Source organism: Acinetobacter sp. YH12126, assembly GCF_013418745.1.
GTDB classification, from domain to species: domain Bacteria; phylum Pseudomonadota; class Gammaproteobacteria; order Pseudomonadales; family Moraxellaceae; genus Acinetobacter; species Acinetobacter amyesii.
This window is the reverse complement of record NZ_VPBM01000022.1, coordinates 48,045-70,868: the sequence shown is the minus strand read 5'-3', so window position 1 is coordinate 70,868 and position 22,824 is coordinate 48,045. Positions and strand designations below refer to the sequence as shown.

At 40.3% G+C, this 22,824-nt stretch carries 20 protein-coding genes; 11 read left to right on the top strand and 9 right to left on the bottom strand.

Translation table 11 applies throughout. The features are described 5' to 3' along the window. The 4 genes from FTU62_RS14880 to FTU62_RS14865 all read left to right on the top strand — a co-directional run. A partial coding sequence (locus tag FTU62_RS14880) for an S-layer family protein (RefSeq protein ID WP_180103070.1) occupies positions 1-4,139 on the top strand: 4,139 nt, incomplete at its 5' end. A gap of 250 nt (positions 4,140-4,389) precedes the next feature. Further along, positions 4,390-5,361, top strand: a complete 972-nt coding sequence (locus tag FTU62_RS14875; protein ID WP_180024043.1) for a hypothetical protein — start codon at positions 4,390-4,392, stop codon at positions 5,359-5,361. 94 nt (positions 5,362-5,455) lie between these two features. Beyond that, complete coding sequence (locus FTU62_RS14870; RefSeq protein WP_180103069.1) at positions 5,456-6,301, top strand: hypothetical protein; 846 nt, start codon at positions 5,456-5,458, stop codon at positions 6,299-6,301. A 147-nt stretch (positions 6,302-6,448) separates the two neighbouring features. Beyond that, positions 6,449-6,895, top strand: a complete 447-nt coding sequence (locus FTU62_RS14865) for a hypothetical protein (protein WP_257223236.1) — start codon at positions 6,449-6,451, stop codon at positions 6,893-6,895. A gap of 108 nt (positions 6,896-7,003) precedes the next feature. Here the strand turns inward: FTU62_RS14865 and FTU62_RS14860 are convergent, their stop codons facing one another. The 6 genes from FTU62_RS14860 to gatC form a co-directional block, all read right to left on the bottom strand. Beyond that, positions 7,004-7,582, bottom strand: a complete 579-nt coding sequence (locus FTU62_RS14860; protein ID WP_168379042.1) for a DJ-1/PfpI family protein — start codon at positions 7,580-7,582, stop codon at positions 7,004-7,006. Between the two features lie 579 nt (positions 7,583-8,161). After that, positions 8,162-8,539 carry a hypothetical protein gene (locus FTU62_RS17510; RefSeq protein ID WP_257223235.1) on the bottom strand — a complete coding sequence of 126 codons (378 nt, stop codon included), beginning with the start codon at positions 8,537-8,539 and terminating at the stop codon, positions 8,162-8,164. Next, on the bottom strand, positions 8,536-9,327 hold the full coding sequence (locus tag FTU62_RS14850) for an NYN domain-containing protein (protein ID WP_180103068.1): 792 nt from the start codon (positions 9,325-9,327) through the stop codon (positions 8,536-8,538). Before FTU62_RS14850 ends, FTU62_RS17510 begins: the two co-directional genes overlap by 4 nt. A 73-nt stretch (positions 9,328-9,400) precedes the next feature. Then, positions 9,401-10,876, bottom strand: coding sequence for an Asp-tRNA(Asn)/Glu-tRNA(Gln) amidotransferase subunit GatB (gene gatB / locus FTU62_RS14845; RefSeq protein WP_180103067.1), 1,476 nt, complete (start codon positions 10,874-10,876; stop codon positions 9,401-9,403). Next, positions 10,876-12,354: an Asp-tRNA(Asn)/Glu-tRNA(Gln) amidotransferase subunit GatA gene (gene gatA / locus FTU62_RS14840; protein ID WP_180103066.1), complete on the bottom strand. Its 1,479-nt coding sequence runs from the start codon at positions 12,352-12,354 to the stop codon at positions 10,876-10,878. The genes gatB and gatA overlap by 1 nt, the downstream gene beginning before the upstream one ends. A 51-nt stretch (positions 12,355-12,405) precedes the next feature. Further along, positions 12,406-12,720 (bottom strand): Asp-tRNA(Asn)/Glu-tRNA(Gln) amidotransferase subunit GatC, encoded by a 315-nt coding sequence (gene gatC, locus FTU62_RS14835; protein WP_180103065.1) that lies wholly within the window; start codon positions 12,718-12,720, stop codon positions 12,406-12,408. A gap of 133 nt (positions 12,721-12,853) precedes the next feature. On the opposite strand from gatC, the gene FTU62_RS14830 reads away from it, so the two are divergent. The 6 genes from FTU62_RS14830 to FTU62_RS14805 all read left to right on the top strand — a co-directional run bounded on the left by FTU62_RS14830 (position 12,854) and on the right by FTU62_RS14805 (position 17,619). Then, positions 12,854-13,900, top strand: coding sequence for a rod shape-determining protein (locus tag FTU62_RS14830; RefSeq protein WP_086178633.1), 1,047 nt, complete (start codon positions 12,854-12,856; stop codon positions 13,898-13,900). A gap of 16 nt (positions 13,901-13,916) precedes the next feature. After that, a complete protein-coding gene (mreC, locus tag FTU62_RS14825; protein WP_078189984.1) occupies positions 13,917-14,774 on the top strand; it encodes a rod shape-determining protein MreC in 858 nt (285 codons plus the stop codon). Further along, positions 14,761-15,252 (top strand): rod shape-determining protein MreD, encoded by a 492-nt coding sequence (gene mreD, locus FTU62_RS14820; protein WP_180103064.1) that lies wholly within the window; start codon positions 14,761-14,763, stop codon positions 15,250-15,252. The genes mreC and mreD overlap by 14 nt, the downstream gene beginning before the upstream one ends. Then, complete coding sequence (locus FTU62_RS14815) at positions 15,240-15,806, top strand: Maf family nucleotide pyrophosphatase (RefSeq protein WP_180103063.1); 567 nt, start codon at positions 15,240-15,242, stop codon at positions 15,804-15,806. Before mreD ends, FTU62_RS14815 begins: the two co-directional genes overlap by 13 nt. A gap of 42 nt (positions 15,807-15,848) precedes the next feature. After that, positions 15,849-17,303: a ribonuclease G gene (rng, locus tag FTU62_RS14810; protein ID WP_180103062.1), complete on the top strand. Its 1,455-nt coding sequence runs from the start codon at positions 15,849-15,851 to the stop codon at positions 17,301-17,303. A gap of 142 nt (positions 17,304-17,445) precedes the next feature. After that, on the top strand, positions 17,446-17,619 hold the full coding sequence (locus FTU62_RS14805; RefSeq protein WP_168379036.1) for a PA1571 family protein: 174 nt from the start codon (positions 17,446-17,448) through the stop codon (positions 17,617-17,619). A gap of 314 nt (positions 17,620-17,933) precedes the next feature. Here FTU62_RS14805 and FTU62_RS14800 read toward each other — a convergent pair whose 3' ends face one another. Next, positions 17,934-19,313, bottom strand: a complete 1,380-nt coding sequence (locus FTU62_RS14800) for a wax ester/triacylglycerol synthase family O-acyltransferase (protein WP_180103061.1) — start codon at positions 19,311-19,313, stop codon at positions 17,934-17,936. 166 nt (positions 19,314-19,479) lie between these two features. Further along, positions 19,480-20,214: a phosphoadenylyl-sulfate reductase gene (locus FTU62_RS14795; protein ID WP_168379034.1), complete on the bottom strand. Its 735-nt coding sequence runs from the start codon at positions 20,212-20,214 to the stop codon at positions 19,480-19,482. 199 nt (positions 20,215-20,413) lie between these two features. On the opposite strand from FTU62_RS14795, the gene thrH reads away from it, so the two are divergent. Continuing rightward, positions 20,414-21,031, top strand: a complete 618-nt coding sequence (gene thrH, locus FTU62_RS14790; protein ID WP_078189978.1) for a bifunctional phosphoserine phosphatase/homoserine phosphotransferase ThrH — start codon at positions 20,414-20,416, stop codon at positions 21,029-21,031. A 75-nt stretch (positions 21,032-21,106) separates the two neighbouring features. Here thrH and FTU62_RS14785 read toward each other — a convergent pair whose 3' ends face one another. After that, complete coding sequence (locus FTU62_RS14785; RefSeq protein ID WP_180103060.1) at positions 21,107-22,498, bottom strand: OmpP1/FadL family transporter; 1,392 nt, start codon at positions 22,496-22,498, stop codon at positions 21,107-21,109. Between the last annotated feature and the right edge of the window lie 326 nt (positions 22,499-22,824).

Here is a 22,824-nt window from a genome sequence, read left to right as displayed (position 1 = left end):
CGGTAGATGGCATTGCGACAGACTTCCCAACAGAAGCAGGCGGTTTCCAAGACCGTATTGATGCGTTGACAGATATCGTGATTCCAGCGGTAACGGATAGCAACAACAACGGTGTTGATGATGCAACTGAAATTGCAGCGGTAGAAGACTTGGTAGCAGCGGCAGAGGCAGCGTATGCAGCAGCGGATCAAGCCCTAGCTGATGCGATTGCAGACAATGCAGTGACGCAAGCAGAAGTGGATGAATTAACCCAAGACCTAGCTGATGCGATTGCAGCAAAAGATGCAGCACAAGCAGCGGTAGATGGCATTGCGACAGACTTCCCAACAGAAGCAGGCGGTTTCCAAGACCGTATTGATCTCTTGACGAATATCGAAATTCCTACGGTAACTTTACGGGACGCAATAGATGATGAAAAAGACCTTGATCTAGGTGAAGAGCAAACAACGGTTACTTCTCAAAACCATAGCAGTATTGAGGTGATTAATTTACTTGAGTCAACTGGTGGCGTTGATAGTGGTGTAGCTGTAACACTTACAGGCTCAACAAATACACTTTCAATATCTGTCTCACAAACATCTTTGCTTGCAGTCGCAGATGCTTATCGTGTTGATGTGTATGATGACAATGGAAATGTTGTGTATTCAGCAGTTACAAACGATTCTGAATTAGTCGGTGATGTTGCTGGGTTAGATATCTTAGGTATTACTGGTGACAATACATTAACTGCAAATGTAACTGGTCTACCAGCAGGTACATATCATGTCGTAGTGAGTAATGACGCAAGTGCATTAACCAATTTACTTGATACAGATGGTGGTGGTGTTTCACTTCAAGAACTTGGTGATGCTGGTGTGTTGTTAGGTGCTGATAATCAACAAGTCATTCTTGATGCTGTTAGTAATGCTTTAGGTGGTGGTGCGATCGCAACATTGGTGACAGATATCATATTACCGCCTGTGCTCGCTTTAGTGAATGGTCTACCAGTAGATGAACTTGTTGGTGCATTAAACGAAAGTCTCTTAAGTAATGCTAATGCGATTTCTATACTCGGTTTCAGTGTAACTGGTTTGTTAGATACAATTGTTGATGCAGCAGCAACAGCACTGCTTTCAAACACTTTAACTTTATTGCAAAAAACTGACATTAAGACAGAAGTAACGTCTATAACATTTGAAAATGACACAGTCTCAGATAATGTCTTAGACAACGACAATAATGGCAGTTCGGCAACAGTTACTCACATCCAATTCGGAACAGAAACAGCAGAAACTGTGACTGCAGCAGGGGTAACAATTAATGGTGCGTATGGCGTATTAACAATCTATGCTGATGGATCATACGAGTATGTTGGAAATGGCAAGCTTGAATCAATCGGAAAATCTGAAGTATTCACTTATACAATGTTGGGTGCAGATGGTGTAACTACGGATACAGCAACTCTAACCATCAATATTTTAGATCACTATGCTCCTGATACTCCTGTTATTCATCCTGTAAATGGCACAAATGACATTACAGGTACAGCAGAAGCAGGTTCAACAGTAGTCGTAACAGATGAAAATGGTAATGAAATTGGCAGAACTACAGTTGCTGCTGATGGGTCTTGGTTAATCACAAATCCAGGCTTGGCAGACGGAACTGTAATTAGTGCGATTGCAACTGATAATGCAAATAACTCATCTCAACCAGCAAGTGTGATTGTTGATGCTTTAGCACCATCTATTACACTCGATACTGCTACAACAGGTGATAGTACGCCAGCATTAGAAGGTACGATTGATGATCCTACTGCAACAGTTGTTGTGACTGTCAATGGTATTGATTATGAAGCGGTAAATAATGGTGATGGTACATGGACACTTGCTGATGGCAAACTGCCTGAATTAGTAGATGGTAGCTATAACGTCACAGTGAAAGCGACGGATACGGCGGGTAACGAAAATACCATTACACAAGGCTTAGTTGTTGAAGCAGTTTTGTTCGCCAACGATGATTTAAATAAAGTTAATGTGCTAGATACGGTGACAGAAGATAACTTAAATGGTGTAAATGGTTATACATTTGGGTTGCTGAGTGCGGATGTGTTATCAGGAGTAGTTGATGTAAACATAGGTACTAATGGTTTCAAATTCACAGTTAATGGAGATACTACTCAAGATATTTCTATTGGTGTAAGTGGAACAACAGGTATTGATGTGTCTATTGGTTCTGTGACTTATGCAAATCTTTTATTAATTAATATAGATACAGGTGAAATTGTTGCAACAGCACAAAATGCTTTAAAACTAGAGCCATGGTTATTAACTACACGATTGGTGGCAGATAATGTAGAGTTTACCAATATTCCAGAAGGCAATTACACAATAGGCTTTTCTTCTACATCTATTGATGGATTCTTAAATTCATTATTAGAAGGATTTGTTGATTTAAATCTTCTCAGTGGAACTAAAATCAGCATCAATGATTCAACCCAATATTCAACAAAAGAAGCAACAGGCAATGTATTGGAAAATGGGTCAAGTACTGATATCGCTGATATTGGTGATGGTATGAAGGTAACAGCTGTTATTTCTGCTGAAACGACATATGCGCTGAATACACCAATTGCAACTGATAATACAGAAACTGCGATCGCAGGTAACTACGGTATTCTGTATATGAAGGCAGATGGTTCATATCGTTATGTAAGTAATGGTGATACCAATGATGTAGGCAAGGTTGATACATTCACTTATACAGTGTCTGATTCAGCAGGAAATACATCTCAAGCCTATCTCAATATCCGTACTGATGCAGAAGGCGCAACAGTTGTTTGGGATGAAGATGATCATCAAGCTGATGGTGTGATTACTGTTGAGGCACTGGACGATGATATAACTGTATCAATTGTTCAGACCAATAAAGTCAGTGAGTTGTTGTCTAAAGTACAGGATACAAATAACGCAATTGAAGCGAAAGCTGTAAGTACTTCTACACCATCATTTGGAACAGTGACAGTGACGACCACTTTTACCAATACATATCAGTTATCTGAAGAATTTACAGTCACTAGTGATACAGTTGCAAATGGAAATTTGAATATTAATGCGAAATTATTAAATACTGTACTTAATACATCAGTATCTGAAGACTGGGGGATTGTCACTGCGACTTACACGATCTCAGGGCAAAATGGCGTAGAGATAACGGGTACATTAACGCTAACTGACAATACGTTAGGAGCCGATGGTTACTATATGGCAAGTATTCCAGTTAATAATTTAATTGCAGGTGATTATACGATTAGCGTTGAAGTGAAAAATGTTACAACACAAAGTACCCCAGCTGTGGGCAATACTCAAACTTTAATCAATGCAGCAGCTGCGCTACATTCAAATAATGGTGAGTTTGCAGTTGATACATCCATTCAGGTTACTGAAACATCATTAAACACTTTCACAACTGTAGATGGTATTTATAGTGAAGGAGGTAATTTACTAGAAAACGACACTGTGTCTGATCTAGCAACTTTCAGCATTCAGCAAGGTGCAGTAACATATCGCTTTGAGAATGGACACATCTATCAAAATGATGTGTTGCTACAAAATCAAGATTCTGTAGATATTAATGGTCTTTATGGCACTTTAAATGTGAAAGCGAATGGTGATTACACATATACTGCTATGAATAGTGAGATAGGTAAGACCGAAAGCTTCGCTTATACCGTAAGTGATACGGGTGGTTTCACAGACACTACAAACTTGAATATCGGAATAGGTGCTTCGATTACAGGTAGTGCTTATGATGATAGCTACTCAACTTATGCAGGTATACCCGATACTGTCATCTTCAACTTATTATCTGATGATAATAGTGGTGGAAATGGTCACGATACTTGGAATAATTTCAGTGTAACAGAGGGTGATAGAATTGATGTAAATGCTCTATTGCAAGATGGATTAAGTACGTCAGCTACTGACATTAATTATGTTGGTAATTATATTAAAGTTAATACATCTGGTAATGATACTGTGATTCGTATTGATCGTGATGGCAGTTCGACTGATTCGACATATACTGAAACTGAGTTGCTTACATTGAAAAATGTAAATACCACACTTCAAGAATTGTTAGATAATAACCAGCTTTTATTCTAATTAAATAGAATTTAAGCAATCAGAAAAGAGCCTCCTCGGAGGCTCTTTTTTATGGCTCTCAGAAACCCTCTAGATCCAAATAAAATGTGAAATTCATCAAATTAAAGTGAACAACATGTGTATACATCTCATACGTATGCGATTTTAGTGATTAAATTTATAAAAATAATAAATAAAATCAAGATTATAAAATTGTGAAAGGCACTAAATTACGCTATTTTTTAAGGGTGAATTTTTTGAGATTTTTGCTGTGAATTTAAAGGCAATTTTATGGGTGGGGAGTATTGGATTTGCATTACATGGTTGTACAACCATGCAGAGTTTAAACCCAAATTCATTTAATCATTATGCATCACCACAAGAAGTGATCAATCAAAAAGGGCTAAATAGCTCAAATGGAAAGGCGAAAGAATACGTCTATGATTGGGGACCACAAAAGAAAAATATGGAAGCAGAATCGCTCATACCCAAGCAAAATATGAGCAGTTACTGCCAAGCCAAAAATGGCAAATTTATTCAACTGAATAAAAGCAATTTGAACCAAGTCAAAAATGCATGGAGTCGTAAATTATTAGCGACCTATAGCAGTATAAAACAGAGCACAGGTGTGTTTCAGTGTAGTCAGGCAGATGGACAACGTTGGATGGTTGCTATTGAACCCGTTTCAGAGCGTAAATCGAATGACCGTTCTGAAACCCGCTTAGTGAGTTTGTATACAGCAATTATTGGACCCGAAGAACGTCGCAAAAACTATAATAAACAAGAAGAAACTGTAGCTAAAAAAGCCACACCAAGCAAAGCAAAAGCAACGACAACAAAAAGCAATGCGAAAGAGGAAGCAAAAAAAGAAGTAGAGACTAAAAAAGAAACCAAAGCCAAAGAGCCTGAAAAAAAACCTGTAGTGAAACCAGTTGCAGAAACATCGCAACAGATACAAATGCGCTTATATGTGAATGCACGACGTGACCTGAATGCCGGAAAAAATCAAGTCACCGCTTGTAATAATGCACAGCGCGCTTATAGCTATGGCAAATTAAATGGTGCAAATGCCAATAGAGCCTATGCTGAATCAGGTATGCTCGTTGCAAAATGCTTAACCTCAGTGCCTGCATATAGCAAAAGTTATCCAAACGCCAATGCAAGAGCAAAAGGCATCTTACAAAACTTAGCGACCAACTATAACCATGCAGGGGCAAAAAATATGTTGAATCGTATGAAATAAACTTCAACAGGATAAAAGCCATTTGGGGAAATAGGCTTTTATCCTGATCCAATGATGTACTCAGATAAAGTTTTAAAAATAATAAGGAAAAACCATGAGTTCAGTAAATGAAATTTATTTTAATGCACCATTATTTGACCGTGAATTGACAGAAATTTTAGTTGATATCGAGCAAACACCCTTCTTTTTGAATGATCGTGGGCATCCAACATATTTAGCATCACTTGGGGCGGGGATTCATTTAATTACAGAGTCAGCCACCAATGCGAAAATGACGATGGGAAATCCCTACGATGTACCTTCCGAAATTTCGACTAAAATTACCAATTGGGGGGAGCAAACGGAGCTTGAATTTGAAGGGCAACACTTCGAGTTTATGCCATTGGTGGCGACCAAAGAAACCGCGGCAGCTTTTGGTATCACCTTAGTTCAGGCAGATGAAGCGATTCAGATTCATTCAAATCAAAAACGACTGTCAGAAATTCATTATGAATACGGCATGATGGCAGGTCATTGTTTTGCTTATCTAGACGGCGGTAAGCCTGACTGTAGTGGAAAAACCTTATTTCCTTTTGTGGCTACTGATTTAGAACATCATGACTTTCCGCATATTTTTTGCTCGACCGATCAGGATCAATTGCCTCTGGTCATCTCAGTGGGACGCTATTTTCCAAATCTAGGTAAGATTTACTTGGCAGATTTATGGGTCAATCCGGGAGATGTTTTATACATTCCTGCGAAACCCAAATATTCGAATCCTGAGTTTATTGACCTACATAATAACCGTAATGCAGCACTTGCCTGCTGGCGAGGGGATAGCAATAAATCGACATTGACCACCCATAGTTTGCTCGATACCCACGGACATTTTTACTGGTATTGGAATAGAAGGCCAACGATTCATCCTCTCATCTATGCACCGACTAGCAAAAATGAATAGTTGAGTTACATAGACCAAACAGCAAATACAGTACTTCATGATACAAAGGTGACTCAAGTATTGGGAGTTTGGTCTATGGCTTACGGTTTATCTAAAAAATTACATCTACGTTTTTCACGACCTGCAGGTTTAGCTTTATTGACGCTCATGATGCTTGGGACGACGCAAGTGAGTTTAGCGAGTCCGACGGTCGATCAGCTCAGTCAATGTTTAGTGAAATCGACCACTGCCGCAGATAAAACCACGGTTTTGCAATGGACCTTTTCTGCCTTGGCAGCGCATCCAGATTTAAAACAATACAGTAATGTCAGTGATGCGCAAAAAACGCAACTCGATAAAAATCTGGCTCAAGTGATGCAGCGAATCTTGGTTGAGCAATGTTCTACGCAAACGCAGGCCGTAATTAAAGCCGACGGTCTACAGGCTGTAGGCGAAAGTTTTCAAGAGCTTGGTAGTATTACTGGGGATGAAATATTAAAGACGCCTGAAATTAAACAACAATTACAAGGCGTACTGCGTTATGTCGATTTGAATAAATTGGTGACCAAATTTTTAACCCCAGAAATTTGGAATAAGTTAGGTGTGGTTCGTTAATTTTATTTTGAGTAAATAAAAAATGCTCCTTTTATACAAGGAGCATTTTTTATGGATTCACCCTAAATGGATGATGATCCAATGCGTTTTAGTTTGCTGACTCAAGCATTAAATGGTAATCGTCGCGCCTAATGCTTTAACAAATTGCGCCATCCACGCAGGGTGAGCAGGCCAAGCAGGAGCAGTAACTAAATGACCGTCGGTCACTGCATCCGTGACTGCAATATCTGCATACTGACCGCCAGCCAGTTTAACTTCGGCTGCACATGCTGGGTAAGCCGAACAGGTACGACCTTTTAGCACATCGGCTGCCGCTAGAATTTGCGCCCCATGACAAACCGCTGCAATCGGTTTTTTCGCCGCGTCAAATTCGCGTACGATTTCAATCACACGTGTATTCATACGTAAATATTCAGGCGCACGACCGCCCGGGATCACTAAGCCGACATAGTTTTCTGAGTTAACTGCATCAAAGTCATAGTTAATCGCAAAGTTATGACCGCGTTTTTCGCTATAAGTTTGTTCACCTTCAAAATCATGAATGGCTGTGGCAATGCTGTCGCCAGCTTTTTTGTCAGGACAAACGGCATGAACGGTATAACCAAGACCAACTAAAAATTGAAAAGGTACCATTGTTTCGTAGTCTTCAGCATAGTCGCCCACGAGCATAAGAATTTGTTTTGACATGATGTAACCCTCTGTTGAAATATGATTTATATCAATTTTTCATTTACCTTAGCATATTGGAATGACAGTTTTAAGCAGGCTGTAAATTCTTTAGTTGTATATTTTTATTTAGATTTATAAAAGTTATAGATGGTTATAGTTCAAATTATGATGAGTCTAGTAGGCTAGCTGTTATCAATTATTAATGACTTTAATGTTTTTCACAAAGTTTTAAAAAGTTAAATATTTACCTCTCCCTTGCGCAGCACTGCTGCTTATCTCCTAAAAGGAGAGGGGGGATATCCAAAAAATCGTTTAAGTATTTATTCACTTTGAAAGCTCCCTCTCCCATTGGAAGAGGGATAAATCACAGCAAATCAGGATAAAATTTTTCATAGTCTAGATTTGGTTCATGCGTTACTTTCAGCTTGCCTTTAGATCCTGTGACATAGCTATTGATCTCTTTAAGTGGTTTCTCATGCCAACCGATATTGAATGCACAAAACGTATTTTCTTTTTTAAAAAATTCTAGATGACTGTATGGCAAGTGATTGTGAATCCAATATGCAATCTGTTTCCAATTATTTGGGTCTTTTTCAATTAAATCGATGAGTGAGGGAATGATATACACGCCGTTGCACCGTAGCCTTTTGCGTCAGGATAGTCCCAAATATGGCTTGCAAAGTTTTTTTCATTACTCGCGCAGTTATGTCCTTTTTCGTTGCCAAGTTGGTTGACGCTTGGTGAGCGATAAGCGGAGCGAATGGCAATACGTCCAAACTTTTCTTGTAGAGGTTCGAGCAGTTGTTGGCAGAGTTCTGTGCCTGTTCGAATGGCAATGTCAGGATGGTCGGGGAAGTTGGGTACACCATACCAGTTTGCGATTTCGCTATAGAGGAAATCACGCATAAAAAAAGACTTTGACAGTTGAATACGTCCTAAGTCTTCGAGTTTTGCGATGGAGGATACTTTTTTCATTTAAGTTTAATATATATTTGCTTGTGGCCATTTTCCAAAATTCGTTCTTCATATTCAAAAATATCAGAATGATCTTTTATTAAGTCTACAACTTTTTTAAATCCATAATTTCTTGGGTCAAAATCATTTTGTAGTAATTTCCATTGTGATGTAAATGAAGATGCAGGAATCCATTCAGTATCATGGTTATCAAAAACTTGCTTAATAATATTTAAAGGCAGGGGAGTTTGTGATTCTGTTTTAAGCTGCTGTTTTGGTACTTCTTTAGCGATATTTTCTTTTTTAACTTCTTGGGGTGGAGTTTCTTTGACAGGTGGTTCTTCGTAATTACTTAAGTTTTCAACATAGGTGAAATGTGAACAAGCATTTCTAAAGGCTTCGGGTGTTTGTTTCTTGCCAAAACCGTAAACAGTTGCTCCTTGTTCTTTAATACGAATAGCTAAAGCTGTGAAATCACTATCACTTGATACTAAACAAAACCCATCAAATCTTCCTGTGTATAGTAAATCCATTGCGTCAATAATCATAAAACCATCGGTCGCATTTTTACCTGTGGTATAAGCAAATTGCTGCATGGGTTTAATCGCTAGACTATTAATGGCCTGTTTCCAGTTTCCATTTTGATTAACGAAGTTACCATAAATTCTTTTAACTGTAGCTTCTCCGTATTTTGTCAGTTCATTCAAAATATTCTCAATATCTTTTGCCGAAGCATTATCGGCATCAATTAAAACCGCTAATTTTGTTGTTTTTTCTTCTGAAATATTAAAAATTGTTTTTACAGCCATTATATTCTCTAAATGAAAAACCCCACATTAAGTGAGGTTTTTATAACATAAAATCAATTAATTAGCGAATAAATCAACCAATCAATTTCTTCATCAATTCATTTACTTGCGCAGGGTTAGCTTTACCTTTTGCTGCTTTCATCACTTGACCAACAAGACCATTGAATGCTTTATCTTTACCAGATTTATACTCTTCAACCATCTTCTCGTTAGCAGCAAGTACGTCTTTAATAATCGCTTCAATCGCGCCTGTATCAGTTTCCTGTTTCAAGCCTTTTTCAGCAATAATCTCGTCCGCAGTTTTGCCTTCTTCCCACATAAAGCCGAATACTTGCTTTGCAATCTTACCGTTAATGGTGTTGTCCACAATACGCGCGATCATACCGCCAAGTTTTTCAGCAGATACAGGAGAGTCATGAAGCTCTAGGCCTGCTTTGTTCAAGGCACCTGAGAATTCACCCATCACCCAGTTTGCAGCCACTTTACCTTGAGCAGCACCGCCAGCAGCTTTTACCACGTCTTCGTAAAACTCTGACATTTCACGAGTAAGCGTAAGCACGTGAGCATCGTACTCAGTCACGCCAAAGTCAGCTACAAAACGCGCACGGCGTGCAGCAGGCAACTCAGGCAATGCAGCACGTGCCGCTTCAATTTGCGCATCTGCAATGATCACAGGTAACAAGTCAGGATCAGGGAAGTAGCGGTAATCGTTCGCTTCTTCTTTAGAACGCATTGAGCGTGTTTCCATCTTCACAGGGTCGAACAAACGCGTTTCTTGGTCGATGGTGCCATCCCATTCTAGGATTTCCATTTGACGTTCAATTTCTACATTGATCGCTTGTTCAATGAAGCGGAAAGAGTTGAGGTTTTTCAACTCGCAGCGCGTACCAAATGGTTGACCCGGACGACGTAGTGACACGTTACAGTCCGCGCGGAATGAACCTTCTGCCATGTTACCGTCAGAAATGCCTAACCAACGCACTAAAGTGTGAATCGCTTTAATGTAGGCAACCGCTTCTTCAACCGAACGCATATCGGGTTCAGATACGATTTCAAGAAGTGGTGTACCTGCACGGTTTAAATCGATACCAGATTGACCTTCAAATTGGTCATGGATCGATTTACCAGCATCTTCCTCAAGGTGAGCACGGGTTACGCCAATACGCTTTACAGTGCCATCTTCAAGTTGAATGTCGATATGACCCAAGCCCACAATCGGGTTGTCCATTTGGCTGATTTGGTAGCCTTTTGGAGAGTCAGGGTAGAAATAGTTTTTACGTGCAAATACAGAAGCTTGGTCGATGTAAGCATCGATACCCAAACCAAAGCGAATTGCAAGATCAACCACTTCTTTGTTGAGTACAGGCAAAACGCCCGGCATTGCAAGGTCAACTAGGCTCGCTTGTGTATTTGGGTCTTGACCAAATGTGGTAGATGAGCCTGAGAAAATTTTGGTATTGGTTGCAAGCTGAGTGTGAATCTCGATACCAATAACAACTTCCCAACCATCAATCAGGTTAGATTTTGGTTTAGCAGCGTTTTTAGACATTATGCATTCTCCTCAGCAATCGCAGCGCGTTGTGTATGCCAATCCGTTGCTTGTTGGTACTGATGCACCACAGACAACAATTGAGATTCTGACCAGTAGTTACCAATCAGCTGTAAGCCAACAGGCAAGTTGTCTTTGTCAAAACCAACAGGCGCGTTAATCGCAGGCAGACCTGCCAAGTTCACCGCGATGGTGTAAATGTCACCCAAGTACATTTCTACAGGAGATAAGTTTGCACCAATCTTGTACGCAGTCGTTGGTGCAGCAGGAGCAGCAATCACGTCTACAGATTCAAATGCTTTTAAGAAATCTTGTTGAATTAAACGACGTACTTTTTGTGCTTTCACATAATAAGCATCGTAGTAACCCGCAGAAAGTGCGTAGGTACCAATCAAGATACGTTGCTGAACTTCCTTACCAAAACCTTCAGAACGTGAACGTTTGTACAAGTCCATCAAATCCACAGGGTTTTCTGCACGGTAGCCATAACGCACGCCGTCATAACGAGAAAGGTTAGACGATGCTTCAGCAGGTGCGATCAAGTAATACGTTGGTACGTAGCTTTCAGTCATGTTCAGGTCAATCTCAACCAAGATTGCGCCCATTTCTTCTAACTTTTTCAACGATTCTTCAACACGTGCTTTCACGTCAGCATCTAAGCCGGCAACGTTAAAGTATTGTTTAGGAATACCAATGCGTAAGCCTTTAACCGCTGTACCGTTCAGGTTCGCCACGTAGTTATCGACGTCTTTTTCAACCGAAGTTGAATCTTTCGCATCATGACCTGCCATCACGTTCATGAGGTAAGCACAGTCTTCAGCCGAACGCGCCATTGGGCCGCCTTGGTCTAAAGATGATGCATACGCAATCATACCGAAACGTGAAACACGACCATACGTAGGTTTAAGACCAGTCAAACCACAGAAAGACGCTGGTTGACGGATTGAACCGCCTGTATCTGTACCTGTTGCGAAAGGCGCAAGATCAGCCGCTACCGCCGCAGCAGAACCGCCTGAAGAACCACCTGGAACATGGTTTAAGTTCCAAGGGTTAGCCGTTGCGCCATAAAATGAATTTTCAGAAGTCGAACCCATGGCGAATTCATCCATGTTCACTTTACCTAAAGTGACAAGGCCCGCAGCTTTACCTTTCGCTACAACGGTCGCGTCGTAAGGAGAGATAAAATTGTCCAGCATTTTAGAACCAGCAGTGGTTTTAATGCCTTGGGTACAAAAAATGTCTTTGTGTGCAATTGGTATACCAGTCAACGCAGTTGCATTGCCTGATTTAATTGCAGCATCAGCCGCATCTGCTTGCGCAAGTGCTTGTTCAGCTGTCACGGTCACGTATGACTTGACTTGAGCATCGATTTTTTCAATGCGTTTTAAATAGTGTTCAGTCAATTCGCGTGAAGAAAATTTAGCGCCAGCCAAACCTTCAGACAATTCACGAATTGATAAGTGATGTAAATCTGTCATGAGAAATATTTCTTTACGTTTAATTTGAAAAAATGTTGATCTGAATAAAAATTATTCAATCACACGCGGAACAAGGTACAAGCCATCCTGTACGGCAGGAGCAACTGCTTGATATGCTTCGCGATGATTGGTCTCAGATACCACGTCTTCACGTAAGGGCTGTGGATTGTCGAATGGACTTTTTAGTGGTTCAACACCGTCAGTATCGATGCCTTTCAGGGTTTCCATCATGCCTAAAATTTTATTTAAACTTTGAGCATAGTCAGCAGATTGCGCTTCATCTAGCGACAATCGAGCCAGATGGGCAATCGCTGAAACTGTTTGTGCATTTAGATCTGTAGAATGCTGTGCATCCGATGTAGACATAACATTACCTAATCAGTATTAAAAAAATTCAAAATATCGTGGCTTATAATAAGCGATTGACTTGTTCAAATCATCACATTTAGTTAAAGTTGCCACCTTGCGTCCATATAAAAGTTTAACTGAGAACGTCCCCGTGATTCTAAAACGACTAATTGGCTTGTTTTCGCCGGATCTTGCCATTGATTTAGGCACTGCAAATACACTTATCTATGCGCCAGGACGAGGCATTATATTAAATGAACCGACGGTGGTGGCAATTCGCCACAGTGGTTCACAAAAAATCGTTGCCGCAGTAGGTCTTGACGCGAAGCAAATGCTAGGTCGTACACCTGCAAATATTTCTGCGATTCGCCCAATGAAAGATGGTGTGATTGCTGACTTTGAAGTCACTGAAACGATGTTGAATCAATTCATTGGCAAAGTGCACGAAAAACGTTTGTTCCCACCTGCACCGCGTGTCGTGGTGTGTGTGCCATGTAAATCGACGTTGGTGGAACGCCGTGCAATCCGTGAAGCTGTATACAATGCAGGTGCACGTGAAGTTCGCTTAATTGAAGAGCCAATGGCTGCTGCAATTGGTGCAGGTATGCCTGTTGAGCAAGCCTGTGGTTCGATGGTTGTCGATGTTGGTGGTGGTACAACTGAAATCGCGATCATTTCACTTCAAGGTTGTGTCTATGCAGACTCACTACGTATCGGTGGTGATGTATTTGATGAACAAATCATTAACTACGTGCGTAAAGCACATGGTTGTGTGATTGGTGAAACCACTGCAGAAAATATCAAAAAAGAAGTTGGTATGGCGCTTCCAGAAGAAGGTGCAAAACCTTTGGAAATCGAAGTCCGTGGTCGTAACTTGGCTGAAGGTGTACCTCGTGCGATTACCGTAACTTCTGATGAAGTGACTCAAGCGATTTCTGATCCACTGCAAAACATTGTGGCTGCGGTTAAATCTGCACTAGAGCAAACGCCACCTGAGTTGTCTTCAGACATCGCAGAACGCGGTATTGTATTGACTGGTGGCGGTGCATTACTTCGCAATCTTGATAAGCTTCTTGCAAAAGAAACAGGTCTTCCTGTAGTGGTTGCAGAAGATCCACTATCATGTGTTACACGTGGTGGCGGTAAGGTTCTCGAATTCTTCGATAACCCAAATCATGACATGTTATTTGTAGGCTAAGAAAAGGACTCGGCGGGTGCAAACGCAACTGTTTTCAAGACAACCGCCATCTTTTCGCTCATTTATCATTGCGGTGATTACATGCTTGGTGGTGCTTTTCTTTGATTGGCGCATGCCACATGTAATTCAACCGGCCAGAGACGTCTTGTATGCGGCATATAATCCAATTTATGCACTAGCAAGCTATCCAGTGTTATCGCGAGAATGGCTGAATCAACAAACCAAGTCTGAAGCTCAATTACGTCGTGAAAATACCGCGATGCAAGCAGAGTTAATTCAGGCTCAAGTCCGTTTACAGAAACTTTCTGAACTTTCTGCTGAAAATACTCGACTACGTGGACTACTCGATACACCACTCATTATTGATGGCCGTATGGAGATTGCCGAGGTCATTGGTACAGATGCTGATCCCTTACGTCATATTATTGTGATTAACCGTGGAGCCAGCAGTCAGCTTAAAGTGGGACAAACTGTACTCGATGACAAGGGCATTATGGGGCAAATTATCAATGTTTACCCGCATAGTAGCCGTGTCATGTTGCTCTCAGACAAAGAGCACTCTTTATCCGTGCGGATGGAGCATACCGGTATGCGCGCAATCGTTACGGGTACAGGTGACTTAGGTCGACTTAAGATGGAATACGTGCCAACCAGTGCGAATATCAAAGTCGGTGAAAAAGTCTATAGCTCAGGTCTAGGGGCACATTTCCCAGCGGGTTATTTGGTGGGTACAGTGTCGAAAGTCAGTCGTCACAATAGCGGTGAATTTGCCCAAATTGATATCAATCCTGCTGCCCAATTGGCAGGTGGTCATCATGTGGTTGTGCTATTTTCCGATTCTTTAGCGATGGAGCAACCGCATGTCACTCGCTAAGCTTAGTCGTCATACAGAGCGCGACCCATTATTTCCAATTATCTTTTCCATCATTTTGGCATCCGTGCTGATGGTGTATCCGCTTTCTTATGACCTATCGGGTTGGCGCCCATTATTCATGATGATGATCATGCTATTTTGGGTACTCTGTCAGCCGACATGGTGCGGTGTTTGGTTTGCATTTGCCACAGGTCTATTTACCGACTTATTGACTGATGCGCCATTTGGCATGAACGCACTGAGTTTTGTGGTCATTGCATTTGTGACACGCTTTTTGACCCGTGAACGTCGTATTCTCACATTTGGTAATTTATGGATTATTGCTGCAATGGCAATTTTCGCGCATTTACTGTTTGTGTGGATTGTTCAAGTGATGGGTGGGGCACAGTTTTCATTTGCTCGCCATTGGCAGCCAATTGTTACTAGCTTACTCATCTGGCCAATCATGTATTACTTGCTGAGAAAATGGCGCATATAATTTTAGCTTCGAGTTCTCCTCGACGACGTGAACTATTGCAACAATTGGGACTGGAATTTGACATTTTCAGTCCAGATATTGATGAGTCCGTGTTGGAAGGAGAACCTGTGGCGGATTATGTAGAGCGTTTAGCACGTGCTAAAGCTTGCGCAGTACAACAACAATTCCCTGATGCTATCGTTATTGCCGCCGATACCAGTGTAGGCGTAGATGAGCACATTTTAGGAAAACCAGCGTCGAAAGCACATGCTTTTTCTATGTGGGAAATGATCTCTGGACGAAAACATGATGTGTTTTCAGGTGTTTGTGTCAGTACAAAAGATCAAATATACAGTATAGTAGTGCGTACACAGGTTGAATTTCAAACGCTGAGTCTAGCTGACATGGAAAGCTACTGGGCAACAGGTGAACCAATCGGCAAGGCGGGAGCCTATGCTATTCAAGGAATTGCTGCGCGCTATATTCCTTGTATTGAAGGGAGTTACAGCAATGTCGTTGGGCTGCCTTTGCATGAAACCGTACAGTTATTACAGACAGTTAAGGCATTAAATTAACTGCTGCAACACAAGAATTTTTATAATGTTTTGAGTTTTGATATGTCTGACGAGTTGTTGATTAACGTCACACCGATGGAATGTCGTGTGGCGTTGATTCAAAACGGTACGGTCAATGAATTATTTGTTGAACGCACCGTGAAGCGTGGGTTAGTGGGCAATATTTATAAAGGGAAAGTTGTTCGCGTGCTTCCGGGTATGCAGGCTGCTTTTATTGATATTGGATTGTCGAGAACGGCTTTTTTACATATCAATGATATGGTCTGGCAACGCAATCAACCGACCCCGAACGTTTTTGAGCTGTTACAACCGGGGCAAGTACTCACCGTACAAGTGATGAAAGATATGTTGGGTACAAAAGGTGCACGACTATCAACTGATCTTTCTATTCCTTCTCGTTACCTCGTTTTAATGCCATATGGCAGTCATACCGGTGTTTCACAGCGCATTGAGTCTGAAGAAGAACGTGATCGATTGCGTAGCATGATTGAACACATTCAAAAGAAACACAATTTACCGGGTTCAGTCATCGTTCGTACTGCTGCTGAAGGTATTCCTGAATGTGAAATTGCGCAGGACATGGCTTATTTAGCAAAACTGTGGGAATATATTCAACGTAAACAACGCAGTATTGTCGTACCTTCTCTGATTTTTGAAGAGCTGCCTTTACCGCAACGCGTCATCCGTGATTTGGCCAATGAAGATACGTCTAAAATTCAGGTCGACTCACGAGAAGTACATGGCAAATTGCAAGAGTTTGTCCAAGAATTTGTACCAAGTATGCAAAATCGCTTATTGCATTATCCGGGTGAGCGACCAATTTTTGACTTGTACAATGTCGAAGAAGATATTCAGAAAGCCTTACAGACACGTGTAGCACTTAAGTCTGGCGGCTATCTAATGATCGATCAAACTGAAGCAATGACCACGATTGATGTCAATACTGGCTCCTATGTTGGTGGTCGTTCACTTGAAGACACTGTGTTTAAAACCAATATGGAAGCCACACAGGTCATTGCACGTCAGCTCCGTCTACGTAACTTGGGCGGGATTATCATTATTGACTTCATTGATATGCAAGAAGCACATCATCGAGAAGAAGTGATGAGCCAGTTTGAGAAAATGCTCGAGCGCGATCATGCTAAAACCAAGATCACTCAAGTGTCTGAGCTGGGTTTGGTGGAAATGACCCGTAAACGCACCCGTGAATCTCTGGAGCATCTGCTTTGTGATTCTTGCCCGACCTGTCAGGGGCGTGGTTATGTGAAAACGGCTGAAACAGTTTGCTATGAAATTTTCCGTGAAATCTTGAGATATGCACGAGCTTATGAGTCACAAAGTGGTTTTACCGTGGTGGCACATCCGTCGGTGATTGACCGATTGTTAACTGCTGAAGCACCTGCAGTGGCTGATTTAGAGCACTTTATTAGCCGTGTGATCAAGTTCCAAGTGGAAAATTTATATACGCAAGAGCAATACGATATCATTCTGAGCTGAAATTGTAACAGAATATCGTTAAACACTTGTTACAACTGAGATTTTACTTTTGAACTGTTATTTTGAATACTAGACACATCAAATAGCCAAAGCCGTTTTCCCGTAATGAACTTGAAAATGGCTTAGCAAAAAGAGGTGTATTATGGGTGTTAGTAAAACAGTAATGAAAAGTGGTCTTAAAACTGTCGTTGAAGCAAAAGCGATCCATTCAGGTTATATCGTGGATGAGCGTGGTAATGAAGTTCAAATTACAGCGTCTATGATTCGCTCTGCTTGTCATCAGTTACTTAAACAGTGCCGAGCAATTAAAGCTTAAATATTGAAATATAAATAATAATGTAATCCAGAGGGTTAAGGTGCTAACGCGCGATTCTAAATTTTTTAATGCGCTAAAATTTTATAAAGAATGGAAAATAAATTTAATTATCAGTGTGTATCTACAAGTCGTAATTAAACAATAACAACGAATTTGTTCACCTAAATTTTAGCTTATACACATAAATTACTCCAAAAAATTAATCAAAGTTCAAATACTAAAAAACCCGTCTAGATTGTTTAATTTAGACGGGTTTTTTAATTTTTGATGGTTCAATCTGCTGATGAACTGATACTAAGTTGTGAAGCAGGCGGTTAGCTAACCGCCTGTAACTTTGGGGAATCTTGATTCACAATAGCTTCAAATCGTTGGATTTCTTCTTCCAAATGCGTCAGTAAATTTTGCATTTTTGGCAGCGCATTACGACATGCCGTTAAACCCACTTCAAGCTTATCTAAATAGCTGGTCATGGTGATATTAAGCGCTTGACCATCCAAAACAATGGACGCAGGGTAGAGCGCTTCTAAACGTGCACCATTCCAATATAACGGCTCTTGTGGGCCGGGAACATTTGAAATGACCAAGTTAAAGGCCTGACGTTTTGGCATAAAGCCTGATGCAATATTTAAACCTGCTGCACTGTAGACAAAGGCACTGTAGTTTAAAATTTGATTCGAGTTCATGCGCTTAAAGCGTTCTTTGGCATTGAGCACACTACGACGCACAATCTTCAAGCGTTCTAGCGGATCTTCTTTATGGGTTCCTAGGTTTGCCAAAATCATAGTAATACGGTTAGACATATCTGAATCATCGGTACGAACAGATGCAGGCACCATGGCAATCAATGGCTTTTTAGGTAAAGCATTTTGTGTAATTAAATACTCACGTAATGCACCTGAACAAATTGCGAGCACAATATCGTTAATTGTTACACCAAGTGACTTGGCAATATGTGACAAACGTGAAAATTCAAAAGACTGAGCAGCGAAACGACGTGAAGAACTAACCCGTTGGTTTAATATTGAACTCGGTGCTTGGAAACTAGATACATAATCTGGGTTACGCCCCATATCTTTCATTACAGTTTGTGATAGTTCATACAAAACTCGTGGAGTTGAGTCAAGTTGTCCCTTAATGGTCGATAACAAACCTTTCATACGACTGACTTTAGGCTGCTTGAGGCGTTTTGCACGAGGGCCTTCCACACACCATGGCGGTACAATACTTTTAGCATCTGGGTCATGCGAAAGTGATTTTTCAACTAAACGCATACCTGCAATGCCATCGACCATCGCGTGGTGGATTTTGAAGTACATGGCAAAACGATTACCTTCAATGCCTTCAATAATATGGCAAGTCCAAAGTGGTTTTGCGCGGTCAATCAACGCACTGTGTTCCTGTGAAATATAAGTCAAAAGTTCACGGATACGACCGGGATGCGGCAGTGAGATATGGCGGAAGTGATGATCTAAATCAAACTCTTCGTCTTCATCCCAAAAGAAGCCGTTGAGTTTATTGTTAAAAGGAGGAATAGGAATGGATTTTGAATTACGAATATCTGCGACTAAATCTTGAATAAAAGTATCTGGTGCATTGTCAGGGATCTGAAATAAAAATAGACCACCTACGTGCATCGGTTGTTGCCGTTTCTCTAAATTTAAGAATATGAAATCAATAGGATGTAATGGACGCATAGCGTTGATTGCCTCACTGCAATATCTACAGCTGCTCATGTATGAGTAGCATTGTTAGAATTATTAAATTGTCATTTGCAGTATAGCGTTTTTACGTTGAAATGATACGGAATTATGTGTATCGATGCGTTGAAAAAACCACTGCTGTGCAGTGGTTTTGTGCTCTTTATTTTTTCATGTTGCCTGCGTGTAAGCCGCATTCTTTATGGGTTGCATCTTCCCACCACCAGCGACCTTCACGTTCGTGTTGATTCGGTAAAACAGGTCGAGTACATGGTTCACAGCCTATCGAAATAAAGCCACGTTCGTGTAGTGGATTATATGGAATTTCCATTAGACGGATATAGTTCCATACATCAGCACTAGACCAGTTTGCCAAAGGATTGTATTTAATTAATTGCTTGCCCGGACCTGAAAAACCTGGGTCAGCTTGTACTACTGGAATTTCATTACGTGTGCCTGGGCTTTGGTCCTTACGTTGACCAGTGATCCAGCCATCTAAAGTGGCTAGTTTTTTACGCAAAGGTTGTACTTTGCGGATACCACAGCATTCTTTATGTTCATCTTGATAGAAGCTAAAAAAGCCCTTTTCTGTTACTAGTTTTTGTACCGCATCACTTTCTGGGAAACAGATTTCGATATCAATTTTATAATGTTTACGGACAGTATCTAAAAATTGGTAAGTTTCAGGGTGTAAGCGACCGGTATCTAAACTAAATACACGAAATGGAATCCCTAAGTTCGATGCAAGATCTATCAGTACAACATCTTCTGCACCAGAAAAGGAAATCGCAACTTCACCTTGCTGGCTTAGCGCAAGTTTCATAATCTCAGAAGGTGATTTATCTGCATATTCGGATGCAAGTGCATCGACAAGGTCAATAGTAGGGATGGTAGTCATGAATGTCCTGGCTATAGGCTTGGAACGTTAACACCTATATTAATTTATTTCAGAACTATTTTAATGGAAATGCTAAAACACACTTATCACTAAAAAATAGATACTTATGAAAAAAATAGATTTAAAAAAGAACAATGCATTTTTTTATTCTTCCGCTATGATATTGAAAAATTTTTTCACTTAACAGAGGGTAGAGTGCATGGAAGTCGTTTGTTTAGATCTAGAAGGGGTTTTAGTACCTGAAATTTGGATTAATTTTGCGAAAAAAACAGGCATTAAAGAACTTGAAGCAACGACTCGTGACATTCCAGATTATGATGTGTTGATGACTCAGCGTTTAAATATCCTAAAACAACACGGTTTGGGTTTAAACGATATTCAAGATGTAATCGCAGATATGGGGCCATTTGAAGGTGCAAAAGAGTTTGTAGAGTGGGTGCGTACTCATTTTCAATTAATTATTCTTTCAGATACGTTCTATGAGTTTGCACATCCATTAATGCAACAACTTGGTTGGCCAACGATTTTCTGCCACAAGTTAGAAACTGATGAAAATGGCATGATTAGCGCTTATAAGCTTCGTCAACCTGATCAAAAACGTAAAGCCGTTCAAGCATTACATGGATTGAACTTCCGAGTGATTGCAGCAGGTGATTCTTATAACGATACGACGATGCTTGGTGAAGCGGATGCGGGTTTCTTATTTGATGCGCCTGACAATGTGATTGCGGAGTTTCCACAGTTCCCACCAATTCATGGCTATGCAGCACTAAAAGAAGCGATTCGTAATGCTTCAGTGCGTGATATTCCAGCTTAATTTGTTGTAAATGCTGAATAAGAGAAGGGCGCTTATAGCGCCCTTTCTTGTTTAATCCAAAGTTTTTAAAGCAACTTAGAAACGGTAACCGATTTTTAAGCTGTAACCGATTGCATCGTTGTCTTTAAAGTTAGCAACATTTGCAGCTGTTTCATTACCAGGGACAGAGTGTGAACCAGATTGTGCAGTCGCATCACCCAACCAGAAGTATTTAACACCAGCTTGAATAAACGATTGAGGTGTTGGACTAAATTGTCCACCTAAGCCAGCGCTCCAGTAACCTTCGGTTGGGCCTAAAGTTGACACTGGGTTACCTGCACCAGAGTCCCAACCGACCATGACTGTACCAGCCCATTGATCATTAAATTTACGGCCAACGCCTGCATTTACAGACCATTGATCCTTAGAATAGTCGACTAAGTTAAAACCATCTGTGTAGCCAACGATACCGTTAGAACCAGCAACTAAAGAATCTAAAATATTTGCTTTAATACCAAACTCATGAGGTTTAATTGCAAATTTAGACCAATCTACCCAACGTACATTTGCGAAGGCAACAGTGTTTTCCATGATGCCAGATTGCAAATCTAAATTTACCGATTGTGGCGTGGTAACTTTTGTTTTACCTTCTGGAAGTGAATTAGATGCAACTAATGCATTTCTTACTGCAATTACAGCATCACGTTGCTCTTTCGGTAATTTGGCACCCAATGGACCAAGCATAATGTTTAAGATTGGTGCACTTAAGCCAGTGAAGTTATCAATTGATTGGAATGACTCAGTTGCATTTACTTCATGTTCGATTTCAGATCGATATGTTAGGGATGCCTTTAAGGCAATTTCAGGAATTTGATATGCAAAACCCGCTAGCCATCCAAGATCACCTTCTTCTTTGATATTTGCATCATATCCAGACATCATGCTGTAAGCTTCACCACGCAGACTTACTTTACCTTCAACAGTTTGGTATACCGGTCCTGCGTAAAAATTCCAATTCTCATTAGGTTGAAAACCAAATAAAAGAGAAAGGTTTTGTGTTTTTACATCCACTTCAGTTTGACCAGTAACTTCAGTGGCCTTACTGTTAAATTGAGCGACTGTTTTGTGGTCTAGTGCACCTAGGACAGAATCAGTAGATTTTGCTGAAAAGACGCTATTTGAATTATATTTAGCCTCTGCACCAAAAGGCTGATCATAAATTAAACCAAATGAGAAATGCTCATTCAGTTGAATTTTTAATGCAGCAGCTGGGAAATAATAGTCCTCAGCCATATCACCTGTAGCTTGGCCTTTAATATCTACACCTGAGACGTTTGGATCTAAAACTGAAATCCCTGCTTCAAAATAATTACCCGGTTGTAAAAATGCAGAAATTGACTGCCCAGAGCGATCCATTGCTGCTGCAAAAGCCCCTGTCATTGGTACGCTGGCAAATAAAATGGCACTTGTTAATGCTTTTAAGTTCATTTTTCTACTTTTCTAGTATAAAAAACGCGTCAATGCGTTAATAAAAATATGAGATATGTAAATTATTTTTAATCATATCCATGTGCGAAAAATATCATAAATGAAAAAAGAGTAAAGACTCTAAAATTGAACTAATAGTATAAAAAAGTCATTGTTTTTATTTATTTTAGAGTTAAAACTTTAAAATATTTATTTAAGTTGCTGTTATACAAATAAATACTTTTAAATTAAGTATTAAAGTTTTTATAATTTATTTGGCTAAAAAACACTCTATTTATTGCTTAATAAATATAATAAATTGTGAAATACATCCATGTTGAATGTAA